This window comes from Candidatus Didemnitutus sp. (assembly GCA_019634575.1).
Lineage (GTDB): Bacteria > Verrucomicrobiota > Verrucomicrobiia > Opitutales > Opitutaceae > Didemnitutus.
This window is the reverse complement of the sequence record JAHCAY010000001.1, coordinates 1,665,692-1,686,835: the sequence shown is the minus strand read 5'-3', so window position 1 is coordinate 1,686,835 and position 21,144 is coordinate 1,665,692. Positions and strand designations below refer to the sequence as shown.

Annotated in this window: 14 protein-coding genes; 2 read left to right on the top strand and 12 right to left on the bottom strand. The window is 66.2% G+C overall.

Going from position 1 to position 21,144, the window contains the following annotated elements:
• Window positions 1–55: 55 nt before the first annotated feature.
• The gene (locus KF715_07025) at window positions 56–2,233 is read right to left on the bottom strand and encodes a hypothetical protein (GenBank protein ID MBX3736420.1); all 2,178 of its coding nucleotides are present in this window, start codon (window positions 2,231–2,233) and stop codon (window positions 56–58) included.
• A gap of 178 nt (window positions 2,234–2,411) precedes the next feature.
• Between KF715_07025 and KF715_07020 the strand changes: the two genes are divergently transcribed.
• Together KF715_07020 and KF715_07015 are read left to right on the top strand one after the other, a co-directional pair.
• On the top strand, window positions 2,412–3,146 hold the full coding sequence (locus KF715_07020) for a class I SAM-dependent methyltransferase (protein ID MBX3736419.1): 735 nt from the start codon (window positions 2,412–2,414) through the stop codon (window positions 3,144–3,146).
• A gap of 58 nt (window positions 3,147–3,204) precedes the next feature.
• A complete protein-coding gene (locus KF715_07015) occupies window positions 3,205–4,149 on the top strand; it encodes a glycosyltransferase family 2 protein (GenBank protein MBX3736418.1) in 945 nt (314 codons plus the stop codon).
• Between the two features lie 7 nt (window positions 4,150–4,156).
• On the opposite strand, the gene KF715_07010 is transcribed toward KF715_07015, so the two are convergent.
• The 11 genes from KF715_07010 to KF715_06960 all read right to left on the bottom strand — a co-directional run bounded on the left by KF715_07010 (window position 4,157) and on the right by KF715_06960 (window position 21,021).
• Window positions 4,157–6,715: a glycosyltransferase gene (locus KF715_07010; protein ID MBX3736417.1), complete on the bottom strand. Its 2,559-nt coding sequence runs from the start codon at window positions 6,713–6,715 to the stop codon at window positions 4,157–4,159.
• Between the two features lie 79 nt (window positions 6,716–6,794).
• The gene (locus KF715_07005; protein MBX3736416.1) at window positions 6,795–8,948 is read right to left on the bottom strand and encodes a hypothetical protein; all 2,154 of its coding nucleotides are present in this window, start codon (window positions 8,946–8,948) and stop codon (window positions 6,795–6,797) included.
• A 93-nt stretch (window positions 8,949–9,041) separates the two neighbouring features.
• Window positions 9,042–9,959, bottom strand: coding sequence for a glucose-1-phosphate thymidylyltransferase RfbA (gene rfbA / locus KF715_07000; GenBank protein MBX3736415.1), 918 nt, complete (start codon window positions 9,957–9,959; stop codon window positions 9,042–9,044).
• Window positions 9,959–10,315: a four helix bundle protein gene (locus KF715_06995; protein ID MBX3736414.1), complete on the bottom strand. Its 357-nt coding sequence runs from the start codon at window positions 10,313–10,315 to the stop codon at window positions 9,959–9,961. Before KF715_06995 ends, rfbA begins: the two co-directional genes overlap by 1 nt.
• Before the next feature lie 52 nt (window positions 10,316–10,367).
• Window positions 10,368–11,477, bottom strand: coding sequence for a dTDP-glucose 4,6-dehydratase (rfbB, locus tag KF715_06990; protein ID MBX3736413.1), 1,110 nt, complete (start codon window positions 11,475–11,477; stop codon window positions 10,368–10,370).
• Window positions 11,478–11,582: 105 nt separating this feature from the next.
• Complete coding sequence (locus KF715_06985; GenBank protein MBX3736412.1) at window positions 11,583–12,455, bottom strand: sugar nucleotide-binding protein; 873 nt, start codon at window positions 12,453–12,455, stop codon at window positions 11,583–11,585.
• A gap of 63 nt (window positions 12,456–12,518) precedes the next feature.
• On the bottom strand, window positions 12,519–13,274 hold the full coding sequence (locus tag KF715_06980) for a glycosyltransferase family 2 protein (GenBank protein ID MBX3736411.1): 756 nt from the start codon (window positions 13,272–13,274) through the stop codon (window positions 12,519–12,521).
• Window positions 13,275–13,337: 63 nt separating this feature from the next.
• Window positions 13,338–15,914: a hypothetical protein gene (locus KF715_06975; protein MBX3736410.1), complete on the bottom strand. Its 2,577-nt coding sequence runs from the start codon at window positions 15,912–15,914 to the stop codon at window positions 13,338–13,340.
• A 201-nt stretch (window positions 15,915–16,115) separates the two neighbouring features.
• On the bottom strand, window positions 16,116–17,189 hold the full coding sequence (locus KF715_06970) for an NAD-dependent epimerase/dehydratase family protein (GenBank protein ID MBX3736409.1): 1,074 nt from the start codon (window positions 17,187–17,189) through the stop codon (window positions 16,116–16,118).
• Window positions 17,190–17,236: 47 nt separating this feature from the next.
• Window positions 17,237–17,998 (bottom strand): glycosyltransferase family 2 protein, encoded by a 762-nt coding sequence (locus tag KF715_06965; protein ID MBX3736408.1) that lies wholly within the window; start codon window positions 17,996–17,998, stop codon window positions 17,237–17,239.
• Complete coding sequence (locus tag KF715_06960) at window positions 17,995–21,021, bottom strand: hypothetical protein (protein ID MBX3736407.1); 3,027 nt, start codon at window positions 21,019–21,021, stop codon at window positions 17,995–17,997. The genes KF715_06965 and KF715_06960 overlap by 4 nt, the downstream gene beginning before the upstream one ends.
• Window positions 21,022–21,144: the final 123 nt, after the last annotated feature.

Genomic DNA, 21,144 nt, shown 5'->3' with positions numbered 1-21,144 from the left:
AAGTGAAGTAAACCGCTTTTGCGCGCACCTGCCGCCCGTCCTCGCGGACGTCGTCTCACTGCGACGCGTGCACGAATCGCAGTTGGGTGAGGGGAAAGAGTGATGACGACGTCCGCGCCGGAACGGCGGGTCTGAACTCGAATTCGAGGACTTGTTCGCCGTCGGCCAGCAGAGGTAACACCGCCCTCCAGCCGGAGTCGTCGCCGCGCAGCTCCACGGACGGCGAACCTATCGCCTGTGCGACCCACACACCCGCAGCAGTCTCGCCCACCGGCGGGGCGATTGCGATCGCGAGGCACGCGGTGCGCGATGCGAGCACTCGGAGCGTAAAGTGCGGGGCGACGGTTTGCGGCACGCCTTGCTGCGGCGCGACACCTTCCGTGCCGAGCATGCGGTCCGCACCGCTGAGCAAGGCGAATTCGCGGCCGACGGCCAGTCGCGGGGCGTCGGGCACGACAGTCTCCGCCCACTCCCGACTGACCAGCACGGCGTCGCGCGCGTGCGCCGTGGTTTCCACCGCCACCTGGTCGCGCAGATAGCCAGTATTCTCCGTCCCGCCGCGCGCAGCGAAACGGAACGGCTGCGTCCGCAAGAAATACGCGCTCCACATGCCGTAGAAGAACGGTTGGCGAAATGTCGCGGCATCGATCGTGACGGTTGCTCCGGGAGGGAGTGCGGTCGAGCGGCCGAGATTGGCCCAGTCGGCATGGAGCGACTTGCGCCCGCTCCATTTCAGCAGGTCGAGTTGCACAACGGTCAGCGTAAATCCGAAGAAGGCCGCGAGCGCGCCGGTCGTCAGCGTTGCCTGCCAGCGGGGCGCGCGTCTCCGGCTGACCACCGCGGCCAAGCCGACCGGAAAGACGGCGGCGAGGAAGACGCCGGAAAATTGGGCGGTCTTTTGCCAACCATAAACGAAGCCGGTCGCGAGAGTGTAGACGGAGAGAATGCCGGCGCCGGCCAGCAGGCTCGCCAGTCCGTAGCGGTCGCGCGCGCGCCGCCATGTGGCGAAGGCACCGAGCGCGATGAGCAGCGTGGCCACGACACCAAGGGGGACGCCGAGCTCATGCCCTGTCTTGGTGGAAAGCGTGACCAGTGCCGGGAGAAATCCGCCGGGACCGGCGGCGGTGACGATATTCGCCCAATTGGATTCGAACCGCGCGATCTGTAGCGAGCGGATGAAGGCGTTGCCCGCGCGGACGGTGAGGAGGGGATTGGCGAGCAGCGCCGCCAGAAAGCCGGCCGCCAGCCAGGTCAGCGTGCGCCGGACGAGCGCAACGGAAGAGATCTTTCGCACTGCGAGCAGCACGCAAGGCAACGCGATGAACGGCGCGATTTCGGGGTAGGCGACGATCACGGCGTGCCAGGCGAATGCGAAGATCGCGACGGCGGCGATGGGTTTCTGCGTCCCGGCCGCGACGGCACGTCGGGTCCACTCGGTTGCGAGCGCCGCCGTCGCACCCGCGAGCACGCCAAGCAGGTTCGGCAGATTCGCGTTGTGATGGTAGAAGGCGAACAGCGGCTGAAAAAGCGCCAGCGCGACCAGCGCGCCCCAGCCCAGCTGGTCGGCGATGAAGGTGCGCACGATGCCGTAGACGGCCGCCACCCAGGCAAAAAACAAAGCGGCGCTGGCCCACAGATAAATGCCCAGCGGCCTGGTGTGTGCGAATCCGGCGACGGTCGCCAGATAGCCTTCCGCGCCGAACCGACCCCATGACGGGAACCAGCCGGCGATCGCGCCCGCGAATGTCGCTGCGCCGCTGGCGGGCGGCGTGCCCGTCGTCGCGATGCTCGCGTGTTCGCGGACGAAGTCGGCACCAAGAATCCAAAAGAAAGCGTCGTGATTGGATGTGCCATCGGCGTAGACCAAGCTGGCATCTCGCCAAGCCGGCCAAAGCAGCAGTGCGAGAAACGCGATGAGTCCGGCCCCAAACGAAAGGCCGGCCGGGTTGGCGAATACCGCGCGCCCATCCGCGAAGAGGCCGGTGCGCGTCGGCCGATGCAGCAAGGTCGGCAGCGCGGGGACTAGGAGCAAGCCGAGGGGCCAGCCCGACAGCGGAGCGAGGAGATTCAGCGTGCCCGCCTCCCACAGCGTGATGGTCAGACCGGCGAGCGTCGCGGTGGCAAGGCGCAGTCCGGCCGACGGCAGCTCGAGCCGGCGCGCCAGCCACGCGCCCTGAAGCGCAAAGGCGAAGGGAACGCCTGTCAGGATCAAGACCGCGGTGAGCCAAGGCATGGTCAGTGGCATCCTACTGTGGGCTCCGGCCGCACACCGGGCTGAGTCTCAGATGGGAATGCGAGCGCACGGATTCAGGTCAACGATGCCGCCATGAGAACGGCTGGCAAGGGCGGTGTCGGCACTCCGGACCAGAATTTTGTGGCGCCGCGCGAGCGCTTCCCGTGAAGCTCGGCCCGTGCACGCCGAAGAATATCGCAAGATGGCCGACGTCGAGGACGTCATGTGGTATTACCGCGCGTTGCATCGCAATGTCGCGACGGCGCTGCGGGGCGTCGCGCCGGCCGGCGCGGCGATCCTGGATGCGGGGTGCGGGACCGGCGGGTTGTTGCGGGCCTTGCGCCGGGAGGAGCGCGGCTGGCGGCTGGCGGGCGTCGATCTCTCCCCGCTGGCGTGCGAGCTGACGCGCGAGCGGACGGGGGCGCTCGTGTTGGAAGGCTCGGTCGAGCAGATGCCCTTCGGTGCGGATTCCTACGAGGCGATCGTATCGTGCGACGTGTTGTGCCAAGTGGTGGAGCCGGCGCGCGCGCTGGGCGAATTCCGTCGCGTGCTCAAGCCCGGCGGCGTGCTGGTGCTGACGCTGCCGGCGTTTCCGTGGATGTATTCGTATCATGATCGGCAGGTGGGGAATTTGCGGCGCTACACGCGGGGCGGGTTGGCGGATTTGCTGCGCGCCGCGGGATGGCGGCCGCTGGCGATGACGTATTGGAACATGCTGCCGTTCCCGCTGGCGGTGTTGCGGCGCAAGGTGTTCCCGGCGCGCGAGGGGGAGAGCGACGTGCATTTGTTTTCGCCGTCGGTGGAGGGTGGGTTCGATGCGATGATGCGGCTGGAGCACCGCTGGATCGCCCGCGGTCACGCGCTCCCGTTCGGGAGTTCGTTGCTGGCGGTGGCACGGGCGGAGCCGGGCTGAGGCGGCCGGCGCGGGGCGTTGACAGGGCGCGGATGGCGTGGTGATTTCGCGTTCGCCTATGTCGACCCCGGACCAGCCGGCACTCAGCTTCGTCATCCCGCTCTATTACAGTGCCGAGACCATCCGCCCACTGGTGAAGGAGATCGAGGCGCTCGCGATCGTGGGCGGGCACGAGATCGTGCTGGTGAACGACGGCAGTCGCGACGCGACGGCGGCGGTCTGCCGCGAACTCATGCGCGAGGCGCGCGTGCCGATCGCGTTCGTGAATCACGCGCGGAATTTCGGCGAGCACAACGCCGTGCTCACGGGCTACCGCCACGCGCGCGGACTCCATGTGGTCAATCTCGACGACGACGGACAGAATCCGCCGGCGGAGGCGGTGCGGCTCTGGGAGAAAGCGCGCGCGGACGGGCTCGATGTGGTCTACGGCCACTACGCGCAGAAGGAGCATTCGCCGTTTCGCAATTTCGGCAGCTGGTTCACGAATCGCGTGACCGACTACGTGCTCGATAAGCCGAAGGGATTTTATCTCTCGAGTTTCCGCTGCGTGAGCGCGTTCGCGGCGAAGGAGGTCGCGGCGCACGACGGGCCATTTCCGTATATCGACGGGCTGCTGCTGCAGGTGACGCAGAGCATCGGCTCGGTCGAGGTGCAGCACCGCACGCGGCAGGCGGGACGGAGCGGCTACACGCTGCGACGGCTGCTGCGGCTGTGGGCGAGCACGTTCGTGAATTTTTCCGTGATGCCGCTGCGCATCGCGACGCTGCTCGGGCTGATCATGGCCGCGGGCGGACTCGCGGGACTCGCGATCGTGTTCTATCTGCGTTTTGCGAATCACGGCCCCGAGTATGGCTGGGGTTCGCTGATGGGGGCGCTGCTGGTGTTTTCCGGCACACAGCTGGTGATGCTCGGCCTGATCGGCGAATACATCGGCCGGATGTTCCTGACGGTGAATCGGCGGCCGCAGTCGGTGGTGCGCTCGGTCGAGCGCGGCGGCGTTTGACGGCCGGTCACTCCGGCCAGAGCGAGAACGCCGCGAGCCTGCGCCGGTAGCGTGCGCCGATCACGGCCGGTGCGAAGCGCTGCTTGATCCGCTCGCGCGCGGCCTCGCCGAGATGGCGGGCAAAGGCGGGGTCTTCCACGAGTCGGCGCATCCAATCCGCGGCGTGGGCGACGTCGGGCTCGGCCCAGATCTGGCCCTGAGTGTAGGGACCGTGTGTTTCCTGCAGCTCGACCAATTGATAGCGCACGGGACAGCCGCAGGTCTCGTCGACGAACTCCGCGGTCGCCGACCAATTCGTGGAGACCACGGGTTTCCCGAGCAGCATGCATTCCGCGACGTTGAGGCCGAAGCCTTCCGAGCGGTGCAACGAGACGAACGCATCGCAGGTCGATTGGAGCAGATGGACGTCAGCGCGGGAGAGGGTCTCGGCGATGAGCGTGGCGTGCTGCAGCCCGCGCAGCGCGGTCTCGAGGCGCGCGAAGGCTTCGGGATGGCGCTCGCGATTCTGGGTCTTGATCACGAGGCCGACGCCGGACTCGGCGGGGAACGCGCGGCGATAGGCTTCGATCGCGGCGAGCGGATTCTTGCGTTCCTGGTAGGAGTTCAGGTCGTAGACGAAAAGAAACAGGAAGCGGTCGCGCGGCAGGCCGAAGCGCTGGTGTCCATCGCCGGCGACCGGCGGGATCTCGATCGCGTGCGGCATCACGTGGACCGGCAGCGGCACTTTGGGAGCGATGGCGGCGCGGACGAATTCCGACGGGCACCAGATTTCGTCGAAGAAGGCGCATTGGCGCACCCAGGCGTCGGGGAACTCCGGCAGCTCCCAGGCCCAATAGGCGATGTTGTAGCGGTCGCGCCGCAGCTCGGGGCCGTGATGGTGATCGATCTGATCGGAGACCGGCGGATCGACGTGGAAAATGTTCACGTCGTGCTGCGGCTGCTCGCGCAGGCGGGCGGTGAAGGTGTCGTCGTCCGGTGGGTTGAGGCAGTTGAGGCGGAGGTCGACGAGCGTCGCCGGCAGGCCGGCGGCGTCGCAGGCGCGCGCCATGCAGCGCGCGGATTCCCCGACACCGAGCGTGGCGCGGAACCAGCCGACGATGTTGACGCCGGTGGGTTGCGGCCGGTGGCGAAGCTGCGGTGCGAGCGCGGGATCGCGTTGGAAGTCGAACACGATCTCGTCGTCGGCGACGATGCGGCTCAGGCGCAGGCGGCGGTTGAGCTGCTGGCGGCGATAGCGGCCGACGGGCCAGTATTCCCGCAGACCGACGATGCGTCCGAACCACGCGAGGAAATTCGTCCAGCCGACGCCGATCAGCTCGATCTCGACGCGGGTCGGCTCGTGCGGGTGCACGAACGGGGCGTCGACGCCCAGGTTGAAATTGCCGAGCGGCAGGTCGCGAAATTCGACCCGTTGCGTGCCGTTGATGATGACGCGCAGGCCGAGCGGGCGCGCGAGGTTCGGCCGATGCGGCGGCGCTTCGAGCAGAAAACCGCTGAGGAAGAAGTTGCTCGTGGGGAATCCGGCGGGCAGGTCGATTCTGGCGCGGTCGCGCAGCCACACGGTCGCGGTTTCGGTTTGGTCGCGGAAGAGACGATCCGTCCGGTAGGCCTTCGAGCCGCGCGGCGCGCGGGCGGCTCCGGCGGGCTGATCGAAGAGGCGTTTCCAGCGCATCTCCTCGCGATAGAGCGCGCTTTCCAGCACGGCGCGCGCGAACGCGGGCGGCTGCGCCGCGAGCCCGAGTTGAAACGGCAGGAGCGCGAGGGCATGGAGGCCGTCGCTCGTCCAGGGGCGCGCGAGGTGGGCGGCGATCTGCGCGGCGGCCCACGAGTGCGCGCCGAATTGAACCAGCTCGTCGCGCCAGCGTTGGGCGAGGAGCCGGCTGTTGCGCTCGTCGCGGAGATTCGTCGGGCCGCGCGAGGCGCTGACGTGGTGGCGGATGACGCTGCGCGTGGCGACGTAGGTGAGGCGGCCGCGGCGGCGGAGGCGGAAGCACAGGTCGACATCTTCGCCGCCGTTCACGAATGCGGTGTCGAATCCGCCCGACTCGAGAAACAGCGAGCGCGCCACGAGGCAGCAGGCGGCGGTGACGGCGGGGACCTCACGCACGGCACGGCGTTGCGCGGCCGCGAGGGTGGCGGGCCTTTCGTGAGCGATCTTGCCGCTGGGGAGAACCGCGATGCCGGCGTGGTCGAGCGAGCCGTCGTCGACGCGCAGCTGGATGTTGCCGACGACGCCGGCGCGCGCGGACTCGCGGGCGGCGAACAGCGGCACGAACCAGCCGGGCAACAGGACGAGGTCGTTGTTGAGAAAAACGAGCCATTCGCCGCGCGCGGCCTCCGCGCCGCGGTTGCAGGTGCCGGCGAAGCCGAGATTGCGTTCGTTGCGGAGTGCGCGGCAGGGGGATTCGAGCGTCGCGAGCCACGCGGGTGTGCCGTCGGTCGATTGGTCGTCGACGAAAATGATCTCGTGCTCCAGGTCCGCCGGCAGCGTCGCCTGCAGTGTGCGCAAGCACTCCTGCGTGAGCGGCAGGGCGTTGTGGAGCGGAATGACGAACGAGACCTTCATCGCGAAGGCTCCATGCAGAACGAATCTTGGACGCGGGCGCAACGGCGCACGTGGCGGGCGCGGGGACGGGGAAAAGCAGTCATTTCAGTTCGACCGACAGATTCTCCAGCGCGAAGCCGAGTCGTCGCCGGTCGTTGCGGCCGGGGACGAACGTTTTGCCGTCGAGTTTCCACGTGAGCCGATTGAGTTCCGGGGTGAGGACGAGGTCGACGGACTGAGGCTTGTTGCTGACGTCGGCGAATGCGCCTTCCCACAACGTGCGGCCGCCGGAGTGGAGCTGGAGCCTCGCCGGGGGGCGACCGATGGGCACAAAAGTCACGCGCACTTTTTGGCGGGCGACGTCGGTGTTCCAGAGTCCGAGGATCGCGCGTTGCGAAGCCCAGCGCCAGGCGCGGTCGCCCTCGCGTTCGGGCGGATACCAGCCGTCGACCGCGAGCGCGCGCACGGGCGGATCGTCGGTCTCCGTGACGCCCCAGGGTTCGTAGAAGAACGGCATCGTCGGGTCGGGCAAGGTCGGTCGTGGGACCGGTCGCAGGCGGAAAATATTGACCGGCAAACCGGCGGGGACGGCGATTTCGGGCAGCTTTGCCATCTGTAGTTCACGCACCAAGGCGACGGCTTCGTCGGCGAATCCCCGCCGATCGATCCAGAGTGCGGCGAAGCCGGTTTGTTGGAGTTCGCCGACCATTTTCCGCGGCGGCAGATGGGCGATGCTGCGTTCCCAGCGCAGCGCGGCGGCGGAGCCGAGGTGGCCGTAGGAAAAATGGAGCTCGGTCGAGAACAGGAACGGCAGGAAATGCTCGTAGTCGGGCAGTGCGGCGATGCGCCCGGCTTCGGGGAACGGCGCGACGGGCAGCTGGAAGATCATCGCCCCGCGTGGCAACTCGGCCTCGAGCCGCGCCATGAGCTCCTGCTGGGCGTCCAGGCGCGCGACGTTGGCTTGGCGTGCCGTCCGGGCGGAGAGCGAGGGGGTTTGTTCCCAGATCATGAAACCGGCGAGAATCGACGCCGCGGCGACGCTGAGCCCGCGCGGCCAGCGGTGCGTGAGGCGGCTTGCGATCGCGGCGAGAAAGAACGCCACCCACACTGCGGCGAAGATCGCGATGCGCGTGCTCGCGCGAAAGACGTCGAGGCCGGCGTGCCCGAGCCAGGAATTCACGCCGTAGGGGAGGCCGAACGCGACGATCCAGAGCAATCCACCGAGCGCCGCCTGCCGAAGTGGAAATCGCCGGGCGCGGTGCAGGGAAAGGAGGACGAGTCCGACGAGCCCCGCGCCGCCGAGCACGCCGAGGTAGGCATAGAAAAATTCGCCGGCCGACGAATTGGCCTGATAGGCGCGCCCGAGCGCGGCCAGCGCGGAGAGCCGGTGATCGGCCGGTGGCACGAACCATTCCAGCGGGCGTAGCGCGTAGCGTTGAAAGTCGCTGGGGTCGCGCGCGAGCGAACTCGTTTCGGCGGCGCCCCAGTGGGCGCGGGCGTAGTGGAAGTTGGCCGCGATGAAGACGAGCGCCAAGGTGACCAGAAAAACCGCGAGGGGTGCGACGCGCGACCGCGGGGCGCGGCGCAGGAGCGCGAGCACGCCGCCGCCCGAGGCGACGACGCCGGCGAAGAATGCGAGGTAGGGATTGCCGAGCGCCAGCCAACATCCGAGAGCGGCGCCGAGAGCGAGCCAGGGCAGGCGCCGACGGACGGGCGCGGGGCGCGCCGCGTAGGCGCAGAGGAGCACGAGTGGCGGCAGAGTGAAGGTTTGGGCCAGGCTCAGCGTGATGCCCCACCGGAGATTGTAGTTGCAGAACGCGAACCCGAGCGCCGCCGCCGCCGCCCATTCCCAACGCCGCCCGAGCCAACGCGCGCAGAGGAAGAAGGAAACGGCATTCAGGACGAATCCGAGCGCGCTGACAAGTTGCACGGCGGCGACCAAGCCGAACGAGCGGCTGAGCAGACCGGTGAGGACGAAGACGATCCGATCCGGGACCGTGTAAGCGCGCCAATCCGCCACGTAGGGCGCGCCGAGCCGTGCCGGATCGGAGAACGAGGCGAGCGCGTGGCGCGGTTGCTCCGCGGCGATTTTCACCCGGGCGTAGACTTCCAAGGGGTCGCCTTCGAGCCAGTGCGGCGCGGACCAGTCGGCCCATGTCCAGCGCCCGAACACCGCCATGACGGCGAGCCAGGTGGCGGCGGCGAGGAGCAAGGCCTGCCACCAGATGCGGGGTGAACAGAAAGGGCGGTTCAAGATGCTGTCGGGGAGGCGGCCAACTCGCCTCAGACAAAGACAACCGAGGAAGCCGGTCGAGCCTGCGGTGAAGGCTCGGCGACTCCGCCGCGCTCAGTCGAGCAGGCGGCGGAGGTAGTCGCCGTAGGAGGACTTGCCGAGCTTCCTGATGTTGGCTTCGAGGCCGGCGCGATCGATCCAGTCGCGTTTGTAGGCGATCTCCTCGAGGCAGGCGATCTTCAGGCCGGTGCGGTTTTCGAGGACTTCGACGAACTGGGCGGCCTGCATGAGCGAGTCGTGCGTGCCGGTGTCGAGCCAGGCGGTGCCGCGGCCGAAGAGTTCGACGTGGAGCGCGCCGCGTTCGAGGTAGAGGCGGTTGAGGTCGGTGATCTCGAGTTCGCCGCGGGCGGAGGGCTTGAGGCTGCGGGCGAGGGCGACGACCTCTTCGTCGTAGAAATAGAGGCCGGGGACGGCGTAGTTGGACTTCGGCTGCTTGGGCTTTTCCTCGAGCGAAACGACTTTGCCGTCGGGGGCGAACTCGACGACGCCGTAGGCGGTGGGGTTGGCGACGTGATAGCCGAAGATCGTGGAGCCGGCGGTGCGGGCAGAGGCGGTGGTGACCGAGGTGACGAAGTCGGCGCCGTAGAAAAGATTGTCGCCGAGGACGAGGGCGGAGGATTCGGCGCCGGTGAGGAAGCCGACGTCGGCGGCGATGGTGAAGGCTTGGGCGAGTCCGTCGGGGCTCGGTTGTTCGGCGTAGGAGAACTTCACGCCGAGGTTGGCGCCGTCGCCGAGGAGTTTCTTGAAGAGCGGCAGGTCAGTCGGCGTGGAGATGATCAGGATCTCGCGGATGCCGGCGAGCATGAGCACCGACAGCGGGTAGTAGATCATCGGTTTGTCGTAGACCGGCATGAGCTGCTTCGAGACCGCGATGGTGAGCGGGTAGAGGCGCGTCCCTGAACCTCCCGCCAAAACAATGCCTTTGCGGGCCGCGCCAGTTGAAGTGGAAAGTTGAAGTTTAAGAGAGGACATCAGCGGTCGAGGGATTTGATGAGGCCGTGGATCATGCGGGATATCTCGCGGAGTTCGGAAAGGAGCGCGGCGCCGCGATCCTGAGAGATGTAGCCGAGGGCAAGGGCGCGCAAGACTTGGGATCGGGACTCGCCAGCGGAGCCTTTGGCGTAGCTCAGAAATTGTTTGAACTCGGCCTGGCCGCTGCGTTCGGCCCCTTCGGCGATGTTGTCGGAAATGCTGTTGGTGGAGCGGGTAATCTGGTCCTTGAATCCCCAGTCGCGACAGTCAGCGAGGAGGCGGTAGATTTCGATGCTCAGTGCATGCGACCGTCGCCACACTTCGAGTTTTTCGAAACTATCGTGCGTGTCGTGCACTGTTCTTAAACTTCAACTTCAGACTTAAACTGGCCGCGGGAGAATGACGTTGTCAGCGGCCTACGCCCAAGCGCTCGCGGGAGTATTTTTTTGCGGTGATGTCCGCGGCCCAGTTGCGGTGGGTGAGATACCAGTCGACGGTTTTCTCGATGCCGGTGGCGAAGGTTTCGGCGGGTTTCCAGCCGAGCTCGCGGTGGATTTTCGTGGCGTCGATCGCGTAGCGGCGGTCGTGGCCGGGGCGGTCGGTGACGTAGGTGATTTGTTTCGTGTAACTCTGGCCGTCGGCGCGCGGGGACTTTTTGTCCAGCAACGCGCAGATGGTGTTCACGATCTCGATGTTCGGCTTTTCGTTCCAGCCGCCGATGTTGTAGGTCTCGCCGACGCGGCCGCCGAGGAGGACGGTCCAGATGGCGGCGGCGTGGTCCTCGACGTAGAGCCAGTCGCGGATCTGCATGCCGTCGCCGTAGACGGGCAGGTTTTTCCCCTCGAGGGCGTTGAGGATCATCAACGGGATGAGTTTCTCGGGGAAGTGGAACGGGCCGTAGTTGTTCGAACAGTTGGTGGTGAGCGTGGGCAGGCCGTAGGTGTGCTGGTAGGCGCGGACGAGATGATCGCTGGCGGCCTTGGAGGCGGCGTAGGGCGAGTTGGGTTCGAAGTTGTGGTCCTCGGTGAACGCGGGTGCGCCGAGCTTGAGCGAGCCGTAGACTTCGTCGGTGGAGACGTGGAGGAAGCGGAACGCGCTCTTCTTCGGCTCGGGGAGCTTGGCCCAGTATTGTTTGGCGCAGTTGAGGAGGCGGAGCGTGCCGACGACGTTGGTCTGAATGAAGGGCTCGGGCGAGTCGATGGAGCGATCGACGTGCGACTCGGCGGCGAAATTCACCACGGCGTCGATCTGGTGCTCGACGAGGAGCTGCGCGACGAGCGCGGCGTCACCGATGTCGCCGTGCGCGAAAACGTAGCGCGGGTCGGACGCGAGGTCGGCGAGGTTGGCAGGGTTGCCGGCGTAGGTGAGGGCGTCGAGATTCACCAGACGCGACACGGTCGCATCTGGCGAGTTGAAGTCGGAAGTTGAAGTTGAAGGCCGCGACGTCGCTGAGAGCAGGCGCTGGCGGATGAAGTTGGAGCCGATGAAGCCGGCGCCGCCGGTGACTAAAATTTTCATGCTGAAAATTTTCGAGTTGAAGTGGGAAGTTGAAGTCTAAGTGGGTCGGACTGGCGCGCGCGGGGAGAGGTTTGGAATGCGGGTCTTCAACTTAAACTCTCAACTTCAACAAGCGCTGCGCCACGAGCGCAGCGCTTGTTCGACGGCGGCGTGGACCTCGGTCATCGTGATGCCGACGGAGGCGAGCTTGGCGGAGTTCATCACGCAGTTGGAGCGCGGGGTCTTGGCGGCCTTGGACATGAAGTCGGCCTCGTCCTTGAAGAAGACGAAGGTCTTGTCGGAGACGCCGGTCTTTTTGATCAGGTCGACGACTTCGTGCGTGGTGATCTGGCCGGGGTTGGTGACGTTGTAGGTGCCGAAGGGGACGCGTTTTTCCCAGCAGGCGAAGGTGGCGGCGACGAACTCCTCGAGTTGCGAGATGGAGTTCGTGGCTTCGAGCAGCGTGGCGTAGCGCTGGAGTTTCGTGAGGTAGTTGCGCGGGTTGTCGACTTCGTTGAAGGGGATGCGCAGGCGCCAGACGTAGACGTTCGGCTTGTCGGCGAGGACTTCTTCGCCGAGGGCTTTCGTGCCGGAATAGAACGAGCAGTTGTTGGTGCGGAAGGAGAAGTTCGGCGTGTCGGTCTCGGTGAAGCCGGAGCCGTCGGCGCGCGCGCCGGTGTAGATGCAGCCGGAGGAGACGTGGCCCCACGGCACGCCGGTGTCGGCGCAGGCGAGGGCGATGGTGCCGGGGAGGACGGCGTTGCCGTCGAGGCACTCGGATTTGTGGAGTTCGCAGGCGTCGACGTTGGGCTTGCCGGTGTAGCCGGCGGCATTGATCAGGAACTCGGGTTTCTCGCGGCGGAGGAGGTCCGTGAGCGTGGCGCGATCGGCGTAATTGACGTCCGCGCGCCGCAGGTTGCGGAACGGGATGCCTTTGTGCGTGAGCAAGGCTTGATAGGCGGTGCCGACGTAACCGGAGCCTCCGAGCAAATAGATCATGGAGCGGTTACGAGACAGCGGGTTGCGATGGGCGTCAACACGCTGTTTGAAGAGCGAAAACGATTACTTGCGGCGATAGTCGCCGCGGCTGAAATATTTCTCCAGCCAGACGTAGGCGCAGATGAAAAAGTAGCGGCTGCCCATCTCCTTGATCTTGAGTTTGGCTTCGCCGTATTTGCGGTTGCGCCAGGAGATCGGCATGACGGTCCAGCGGTAGCCGCGCACGATGGCCTTGAGCGGGATTTCGACGGTGAGGTTGAAGTGCGGCGCGAGAAACGGCCGGCAGCCTTCGATGACAGTGCGGCGGTAGGCCTTGAAGGCGTTGGTGGTGTCGTTGAGCGGGATGTTGAAGCCGATGCGGACGAAGAAATTCGCGAGGCGGTTCACGAAGAGTTTCACGCGCGGGTAATCGATGACCTCGCCGCCCTTGACGAAGCGGGAGCCGAAGGCGCATTCCCATCCCTCGTTGAGCAGGCGCCAGTATTTCACGGCGTCGGCGGGCGAGTCGGAAGCGTCGGCCATCATGATGGCGACCGCGTCGCCTTTCATGTGATTGAGTCCGTAGACGACGGCGCGGCCGAAACCGTGCGGGCCGGGGTTCTGGACGGGTGCGAGCGTGGGGATTTTCTGTTTCAGTTCCTGCAACACGGCCCAGGTCCGGTCGTGGCTGCCGTCGTCGACGACGACGATCTCGTGCGTCACGCCTTCGCGGGTGAAGGTCTCGTAGATGTCCGTGAGCGTCGGTGGTAGCGAGTCCTGCTCATCGCGGGCGGGGATGACGATGGAGAAAAGCGTCAGTTGAGGCAAAGACTGGGACATAGACGGTGCATCCGATTCCGTCCGCCGGTCATGGGGCAGGCAAGAGTGCTTTTTCGGCGGCACCTAGTCGAGGCGCAGCTGGCTGATATAGGTCCAATCGAAGGCGTTGCTCCCTTCGGGGTCGACAGAAACAGTGAGCCGACTGCCAGCTGGGGTGGGTGGCAGATCGACGGCCAGCGATTGCCGGCGCCGATGGGCGGGCACGTGTTGCGGATCGAGCTGGCGGCGCCGATGAAGCAGGATTTTTCCGACCGGATCGCTGAGTTCGATGTGGAAGGTCGCGCCGTTGGATTTATCGAAGGCTGCAGGCAGGAAGCCGAAACTGAGCTCCAAGCGACTTTCAGCACCGGAGAGGACGAAGCCCAGCTTGCCCGGTGCGTGCAGGAGCAGCGTTTCGCGTCCGCCGTTGCGCACATGCGTGGAGAGCGGGCTTTCAGCAGAGTCCGGCATCCGGTTGAATCCGGGGAATTGGCGGAAAGTGAAATACGGGCTGCGCAGGAAGCGGACATTGGTGAGGTAGGCCCAGTCCCAAGCGTCGTTGCCGGCGGGGCCTGGGTTGGTGCGGATCACGAGTTTGCTGCCTGGGACATAGGGTGGCAGCGCTTGGCGGCTGCTCCGTAGAACGCCATCGGGCTCGGGGCCGGCGGCTGGGAGCAGCAGGAATTGTTGCAAGCGACGCGTCGTGCCGTCGGGGGCGACCAGCTCGATTTCAAATCCCGTGCCGTCGCTGGTGCCGTTTTGCACGGCCTTGGGATCGTAGCCGCACTGGAAAAGCACTTCGCGCTCGTCGCCTTGCAGGGGCCAGACGGCCTTGCTGCCGGGCAGCATCATCAATACATCGCGTCCGCCGAACAAGTCGTGGCGGCCATTTTGCGCGCGGAGATTCTCCCGGGGCAAATTGCGAATGATCCATTGCGACGGTCGTCCCGCGGCAAGGGCGGTCTGCACATCTGCCGCCGAGATCTGGCGTCGCGCCAATACGTCCCGTCGCGCGTAGATTCGGGAGTATCCGAGGTCGGCAACGAGTCGGTAATCCCGGGCGACGAGTTGGGCAAGGGCGGGGAAGGACTCATGCCCTTCCGCGAGTCGATTCTGGAAAAAAATCGCGTTGGGGCCGACCGAATCGATGAAGACTTCCGGTCGCTGGGATTCCATGTCCTGCAGATGGCACGCACGATAGTAGTCGCGCTGGGCAGAAGGCACGATGCTCCAGTAGGAGAAGGCGCCGCGGGTGCCTTGAATGAGTCCGGCCTTGACGAATTCCTGGGCGCGCCAGCCCCAGACAGCCAATCGGTCACCGCGGTCGGTCAGTAGATCGACGACGCTGTCGACTTCTGTGTTCGGTTTCTGCCAGAGACGACCCAATTGGCCCAGCATGGGCGGACGCCCGGCGAAGACGCGCGTGCCGAGGATGCCAACGGTCGCCACCAACACGAGGGCGAGCGCGATTCGGGCCGGGATCCGGCTCGTGAGAGCGACCGGACTGCGACATTCACCCAAGGCTGCCGTGCACCAGATGGAGAGCGGCAACAGCAGCAGCCAGAGATAGTGGAGAAAATCGCGCTTGGGGAGAGCCACGCAGAAAATCGCGACCATGAGCAGCAGACCGGCGGCGAGAAAGATGCGTCCCGGTCGGCGCCGGCCACCGACGACAGTGGCGGCCAAGAGGAAGGAGGTCAGGAGATAGATCAGAAACCCCGCGGACGCGGGCCGGAGATTGAAGATGCTTTCGAAGAGCCAACTCGGTGAGGAGCGCTGCTCCGTGTAGTGCAGGTTTTGCAGAATATAGCGGCGATAGAAATCCTCCTCCAGGCCGCAGCTGACGACCATGGTGGCGCAAAGCAGACTGGGCAGGACGCAGCCTCCGAGCAGCCATGCCGCGGCCCGCAGCTTGGCCCCGGGTGTCGCTTGATGCATTTGCAGGATCAGACCCAGCCCGAGCAGGATGATCACCGCGCCGATGGGGCCGGTTTGCAGTTTAGCCCACGGCAGTGCTCCGGCGGCGAGCCCGGCGCCCAGCCATTCCCATTTGGCGGCCGGGCCGGTGCCCGATGCGGCCATGATCAGGACGAACGCGATGGCGGTCAGCGGTAAGCTCGCCAGTTCCGAAGAGTAGTGATTGAGGTCCGGTGCGAGAGCCGAGGCGACGAACAGCACTCCGGGTAAAAGGCCGAGTCGCGCGGTGGATTCGCCATAGACCCTTTGCAACAGGCGATAGCAGATCCACAGGCTGGCCCAGACGAACAGCACGCCTGTCACTCGCGCGGTGAGGTAGCCGAGCGGGATGCCCAGCCAAGTCCACGGCAGCAGCGCGTAGTAAACCAACGGCCCCGCCGTCATGCCGTCCACGGAGCGCCAGAAAACCGGATCACGCGTGAGGGTCAGCGTGCCGGCGATGAACTGGCTCTCGTCGGTGTTGAGTTCGTCGACGAAAAAGAGAAACGGCCAGCGCCATGCCAGCAGAGTGAGCAGGATTAGCAGCGGATACAGCCAGCGCCGATGGTGCTGCGTGGAGGAAGGAGTGGGAAAAAACGTGGGGCGCAGCGCGGCGATCACCAGTGCCGCGCTGACCGTTAGCGCGACGGTCCAGTAGGCGGCGGGATGTCGATCCAGCCAGAAGAGCGTGGATTCAACGGTCATTCGCTGCTGGGGGCCGCCAAGATTGAGGCGGCGGCAAGCAGTCGCCTGTTCGCGTCAAACGAAGGAAGCGAACCAACGCGGGGCGGCGAAGGCGGGGCAGGCGAGGCACAGTCTCGGAGAGGTAACCGAGGCGCAGGCTGTGCGACCGAATTGGACCGGCAAGGGTAAATCAGCCGGCTGGGATCGGCCAGTCCGACGCGCTCAGCGTGGGGTGGAGAGTTCGAGCCAGCCCGGGTGTTGTTCGGCGTGGGCGGCGATTTCCGCAAGCACCGTCGCCGTGGGCTGCGTCGGATGCCAGCCCCACACCCGCGTGGCTTTGGTGTGGTCGAGCACGATCCAAGGAATATCGAAGGGGCGCGGCGTGCCGTCCTGCACGACGGCGTGCGGGCCGAAGCGGGCCGCGCACCAATCGCTGAGTTGCCGCAGCGACATCGCGGAGGCGGCGCCGCCGGAGAAGTTCGCGCAGCGGTCCTCGATCGGCAGCTTCGGCGCGGCGAACTGTTTCTCGAGGACGGGGAGCAGATCGGCGGGGTGCAGGCAATCACGCACCTGATGGCCCTGGCCGCCGAAGCCCAGGTATTTCAACGGCCGTTTCCGCAGCCAGGAGTTGATCCAGTAGGCGAAGATGCCCTGATCGGCGCGGCCGAACTGGCCGGCACCGGCGAGCACGCCGCAGCGGTTGACGAAGACGGGGAAGCCGAACGTCTCGCCGTATTCGAACGCGAGCGCCTCGGACGTGAGCTTGGTCGCACCGTAGAGGGAGAGCGGCGCGGTGGTGGAAAAGGTCTCGTCGAGTCCGCGCGCGGTGAGGCCGGCGGGCAGTGCGTGGCTGTCGTCGGGCACGAACGCGCCGTCGACCGCGCGGACCGCGAGTCCGGCGAGCGGCGGGATGGCGTAGACGCGGCTGGTGCTGAGCAAAATGAAGCCGGCGCGGTGGGTCTTGCAGTATTCGAGGAGATTGACGGTGCCGTAGAGGTTGTGGTCGACGAGCTCGCGCGAACTGGTTTTGCCGTCGATGCCGGCGAGCACGCTCGGGTTGGCGGCGGCATCGAGCACGAAGTCGGCGGCGGGCAGCGCGTCGATATCCTTCGCGAAACGCAGGTCGGCGGTGATCACCTTGACGCCGAGCTTCTCCAGCGGCTCACGGTTTGTTTCGCTGCCGGGGCGGATGAAATTGTCGAAGCCGACGACTTCGTAGCCGCGGCCGGAAGCGACGAGCGCCCGGGCAAGAGTGCTGCCGACGAAACCGCAGATGCCGGAGATCAGGATGCGCATGGGACGGACGATGGTAAATCGAAAGGGGGGGCCGGACGCGCCGGGCCCTACAGGCGTTGAAAACGATATTTGGCCCACGCCCAGAGCCACTGGGGCGGATCGCGGAACATGGAAACTTTTTTCCCTTCCTTGAAGGAGCGCGAGGCGTAGCGGACGGGGATTTCCACCGGGATGTGGCCCTTGCGCACGAGCTTGATCAGCAGCTCCCAGTCGAAATCGAAGCGGTTCGCGTCGAACGTGAGGCCGGCGAGGCACTCGCGCCGGAAGACTTTATACATCGTGAACGGATCGCGCAGCGTGAGTCCGAGGGAAAGGTCCACGAGCGCGGTGAAGAACCAGTGGCCGGCGTTCAGCGCGAAGGCGTGGAGGATTTGCTCGTCCATCTTGCGGATGAAGAGGCTGTCGCCGTGGCGCGAGCCGAGCACGAAAGTGTGGCTGCCGGCTTGGAGCGGAGCGAGCAGCTTCTCGTAGTCGGCGAGATCGTATTCGAGGTCGGCGTCCTGGATGAGCAGCACGTCGCCGGCGGCTTGGCGGAAGCCGTTGCGCACGGCGTGGCCCTTGCCGCGGGGGCGCTCCTCCAGGATCAGCTTCACGTGCGGCAGCGAGCCGTAGGGCAGCACGAGCGCGCGCGTGCCGTCGGTGGAGTTGCTCTCGACGATGATGATTTCGATCTCCCAGCCTGGGATGCGCTTGGCGGTGATCGCGTCGAGCGCAGCTGTGACGGTGGCGCGCTCGTTGAACACCGGCACGACGACGGAGAGTTTGGGAACCGCGGGCAGCGGAGGGAAATTGGGCGACGAGCGACTCATGACGGCGCGGCGGCGTCCGGGAAGCGAACATGCGACAGCCGCACCACACCCAACGTGAGAAAGACCGCTCCGGCAAGACCGCACCACAGCGCGGCGGTGAAGTGCTTGGGCCAATAGGCGAATTCGATGCGGTAGGTGCCGGCGGCCGGAAGTTGCACGCCCTTGAAGGCGTGGTTCACGCGGAAGTAGGCGGCGGGTTGCCCGTTCACGGTGACTTTGAAATCATCGAAGTAGTAAGTCTCGGTGAGCACGACAAGCCCGGCGCGCGGTGCGTCGATCGTAAAGGCGGTCGTATTCGGGGTGAAACGGTAGTCGCGCGCGGCGCGGATCTCGCGCGGCGTGGTTGGCTCGGAGAGCGGCAGCGCGGGCGGCTTGTCGGTGAAGTCGGAAGCTTGCACGGCGGCTAACGGCCGACCGTCGCCGCTCATCAGGAGGCGCGCGAAGTCGGCCGGTTGCGCGTAGGTCGTCAGGCGGTCGACGAAGAAGGCGCGCGGCCACGCGGTCGGGCTGGCGTAGACGTCGAGGTCGGCGCGGCCGATCTGCGTGAGGCCGTCGATGGGATGCGGGCCGGGCGTGGGCGTGGCGAGCCAGTGCGTGACGTTGTAGAGATCGTATTTGCGGACGAGTTCACGGGATTGCGACTCACGGTTGGGCCAGTCCCAGTTCCAGACGCGCTCGAGGCCGAGGGCGTCGGCGAGATCGTGGTAGTGGCGGCTGCGCACGGCATCGACGCCGTAGACGCCTTCGAGGCGCGGCACGGTGTTGTAGGAAGCGTAGAGCACGGATTCCCAGCCGTTGGTGCGGCCCGGCTCGTTCTGGCTGGCCTTCAGCATCGTGATTGCGGGCGAGACGGCGTGGAGATTCGAGCGGGGCCCGGGCACGAAGGTGTAGTGGGAGAACGACGACTCGCGATATTGGCTGTGCCGCCACAACAGCAGCGGGACGCCCAGGACGAGCACGACCCACAGCGGCGCAAGCGAGAGTCGCTCCTGGCGCGCGGCCTGCCAGCCGAGCGGCAACGCGGCGGCGGCGAGCACGAGCGCCGGCGCATAGCCGGTGAAGAAGGGGCTCTTATCGAATGACGTCGCGGTGACGAAGTAGAGCGCCAGCAGTGCGGCGAGCGCGAGCCAGAGGCGGAGGTGGAACGCAGGTCCGTCGGCGCGTGTCGTGCTTTCCCAAATGTCGCGGAAGCCCAGGCCGCCGAGCACCGCGACGAGGGGCATGAGCACGCACGAGAAGGTGTTGCCCACATGGACGATGTTGCCGACGAACGGAATTTTTTCGATCAGCGCCGGCGGCACGATGCCGAAGGCCAGCGCGAAGGGCGGCAGCGCAGCGAGCACGAGCGCCCAGCCGGTGCGATCGCGACCGCTGCGACGCGGTTGGACGAACCACGCCAGCACGCCGACGAGGAAGAGAAAGTTCAGCGCCGGCGCGACGACGTTCTCCTCCTTGGCCGTCTGGCGGTAGAAAATGTCGTCGAAAAAGCCGATCACGTGGGCCAACCGCAGGGTGTCGGCATGCGGTGTGTCGTAGCCCGTCATCGAGTGGCCCCACGCGCTGAGGAACGAAATCCACAGCGGCGCGGATAGCAGCACGAAGCCGAAGCCGGCACCGCAGGCGGCGACGAGCACCAGCATACGCCGACCGGCGCACTCCGGCCGCAGCAGGAGGAGCAACACGCCGGCGAAATTCAGGCCGACCATCAGCATGTAGGCTTCCTTGACGGTGCCGCTGGTCATCGTGAGCCAATTCGCGGCCACGAGCGCCGCGAGCCAGACGATGAGCCGGCGCGGGGCGTCGGCGCGCAGCAGGCCGGTCCACGCGAACAAAATCAGCGGGGCGTAGCAGACGCTGAAATTCGCAGGGTGAACGAGCCGGTAGGTGAAGAAGCCCAGGAAGCCGGCGCCGAGCGTCGTGAGCAGCGCGGCCCCGAAGTGGCGCGTGAGTTGCCAGACGATGCCGCCGAGTGCGGCGGCGAGCAGCCAGCGCGCGATCACGAAGCGCACATCCCAAGCCCATCCGGCGCCATCGGCCGCGATCGTCAGGAAGTTGAACGGGTCGCCAAACATCGACTGACCCTGGCCGAGCAGCGGTTCACCGCAGAGCGAGTAGCGGTTCCAGAGCGGCCACTCGCCGGCGTGCAACGCGTCGCGTTGCACCATCGGGTAATAGAGGTGCTGGAAGAGCAGCGCGCCGGTGTCCGAGCTGCCGGTGTTGGTCGAGGTGTCGTCGGTGTCGGCCGGCAGCGCGGGCAGTCCCTGATAAAGCATATGGCCGCCGTTGTTGGGCGAGGCGAAGCTGCGTCCCTGGAAGATGACCGGTGCGCATTGGATCGCGACGACGACCGTGGCGGCGAGCAGGAGGGAGGTCGCAGGCCGAGGCTGGGCGAAGGCGAGCAGGCGGGCCGTCGCATGCGTGAGTTTGTGCGCGACGGGGCGGAGCGACAGCAGGGTGCCGAGCAAAAGCACAGGCCATGCAGCGAGCCAGCCGAGTCGCAGCCGGATTGATGCGCCCGGTTTCAACTCGAGCGGCGCGTCGAGGTGGAGGGTGAGCACCGGGTCGTTGGAGGACGGATCGGTGGAGACGTGGCGCGTGAGTGTCTCGTTCCACGCCTGAAGGACGCCGCCTGCGGGGCGCAAATCTTCCGGCCGGAAGACCTTCACGATCCGTCCCTGGGCGTCGACGATTTGCGCATGCTTGAAAGTGAACACGCCGGCGCCGTCCACGGGATCGAAGCGGAGCGCGTTGATGCGCCCCATCGGCATCATGAAACGATAGTTCACGGGCGTCCGTTCGACCTTCAGCGGCTGGCGCGAGGAGTCGTATTCGTTGAAGCCGTGGCCGATGTCCCAGAACAGCTGCGTCGAGCCGGCGGTGGTCGAGGTGAGCGTGATGTCGAAGAAATAAAACTCCCGGCGCTCCACGCTTGTCGTGACGAACGGCAGTGCGGCCGCGATGGCCAGAAGAACGGCCAGCGCCAGCGCGCGTGGATTAAACCACCGACTGAAGAGGTTCCACATGGTCAACACGGCAAGCTCAGCCGACGGCCGCCGCTCCGCGGGTGCGAATCGCCTCGTAGGCGTGTCAAATCAGACATCCGCGGAAGGAAACAGAGCGACCAATCGAGGTGAAGAGGGAAATCT

Bases quoted from the DNA above. Each gene is read 5' to 3' on its own strand.
- KF715_07025 (MBX3736420.1), bottom strand. From the start codon at position 2,233: ATGCCTTGGCTCACCGCGGTCTTGATCCTGACAGGCGTTCCCTTCGCC.
- KF715_07015 (MBX3736418.1), top strand. From the start codon at position 3,205: ATGTCGACCCCGGACCAGCCGGCACTCAGCTTCGTCATCCCGCTCTAT.
- KF715_07010 (MBX3736417.1), bottom strand. From the start codon at position 6,715: ATGAAGGTCTCGTTCGTCATTCCGCTCCACAACGCCCTGCCGCTCACG.
- rfbA (MBX3736415.1), bottom strand. From the start codon at position 9,959: ATGTCCTCTCTTAAACTTCAACTTTCCACTTCAACTGGCGCGGCCCGC.
- rfbB (MBX3736413.1), bottom strand. From the start codon at position 11,477: ATGAAAATTTTAGTCACCGGCGGCGCCGGCTTCATCGGCTCCAACTTC.
- KF715_06985 (MBX3736412.1), bottom strand. From the start codon at position 12,455: ATGATCTATTTGCTCGGAGGCTCCGGTTACGTCGGCACCGCCTATCAA.
- KF715_06980 (MBX3736411.1), bottom strand. From the start codon at position 13,274: ATGTCCCAGTCTTTGCCTCAACTGACGCTTTTCTCCATCGTCATCCCC.
- KF715_06975 (MBX3736410.1), bottom strand. From the start codon at position 15,914: ATGACCGTTGAATCCACGCTCTTCTGGCTGGATCGACATCCCGCCGCC.
- KF715_06970 (MBX3736409.1), bottom strand. From the start codon at position 17,189: ATGCGCATCCTGATCTCCGGCATCTGCGGTTTCGTCGGCAGCACTCTT.
- KF715_06965 (MBX3736408.1), bottom strand. From the start codon at position 17,998: ATGAGTCGCTCGTCGCCCAATTTCCCTCCGCTGCCCGCGGTTCCCAAA.
- KF715_06960 (MBX3736407.1), bottom strand. From the start codon at position 21,021: ATGTGGAACCTCTTCAGTCGGTGGTTTAATCCACGCGCGCTGGCGCTG.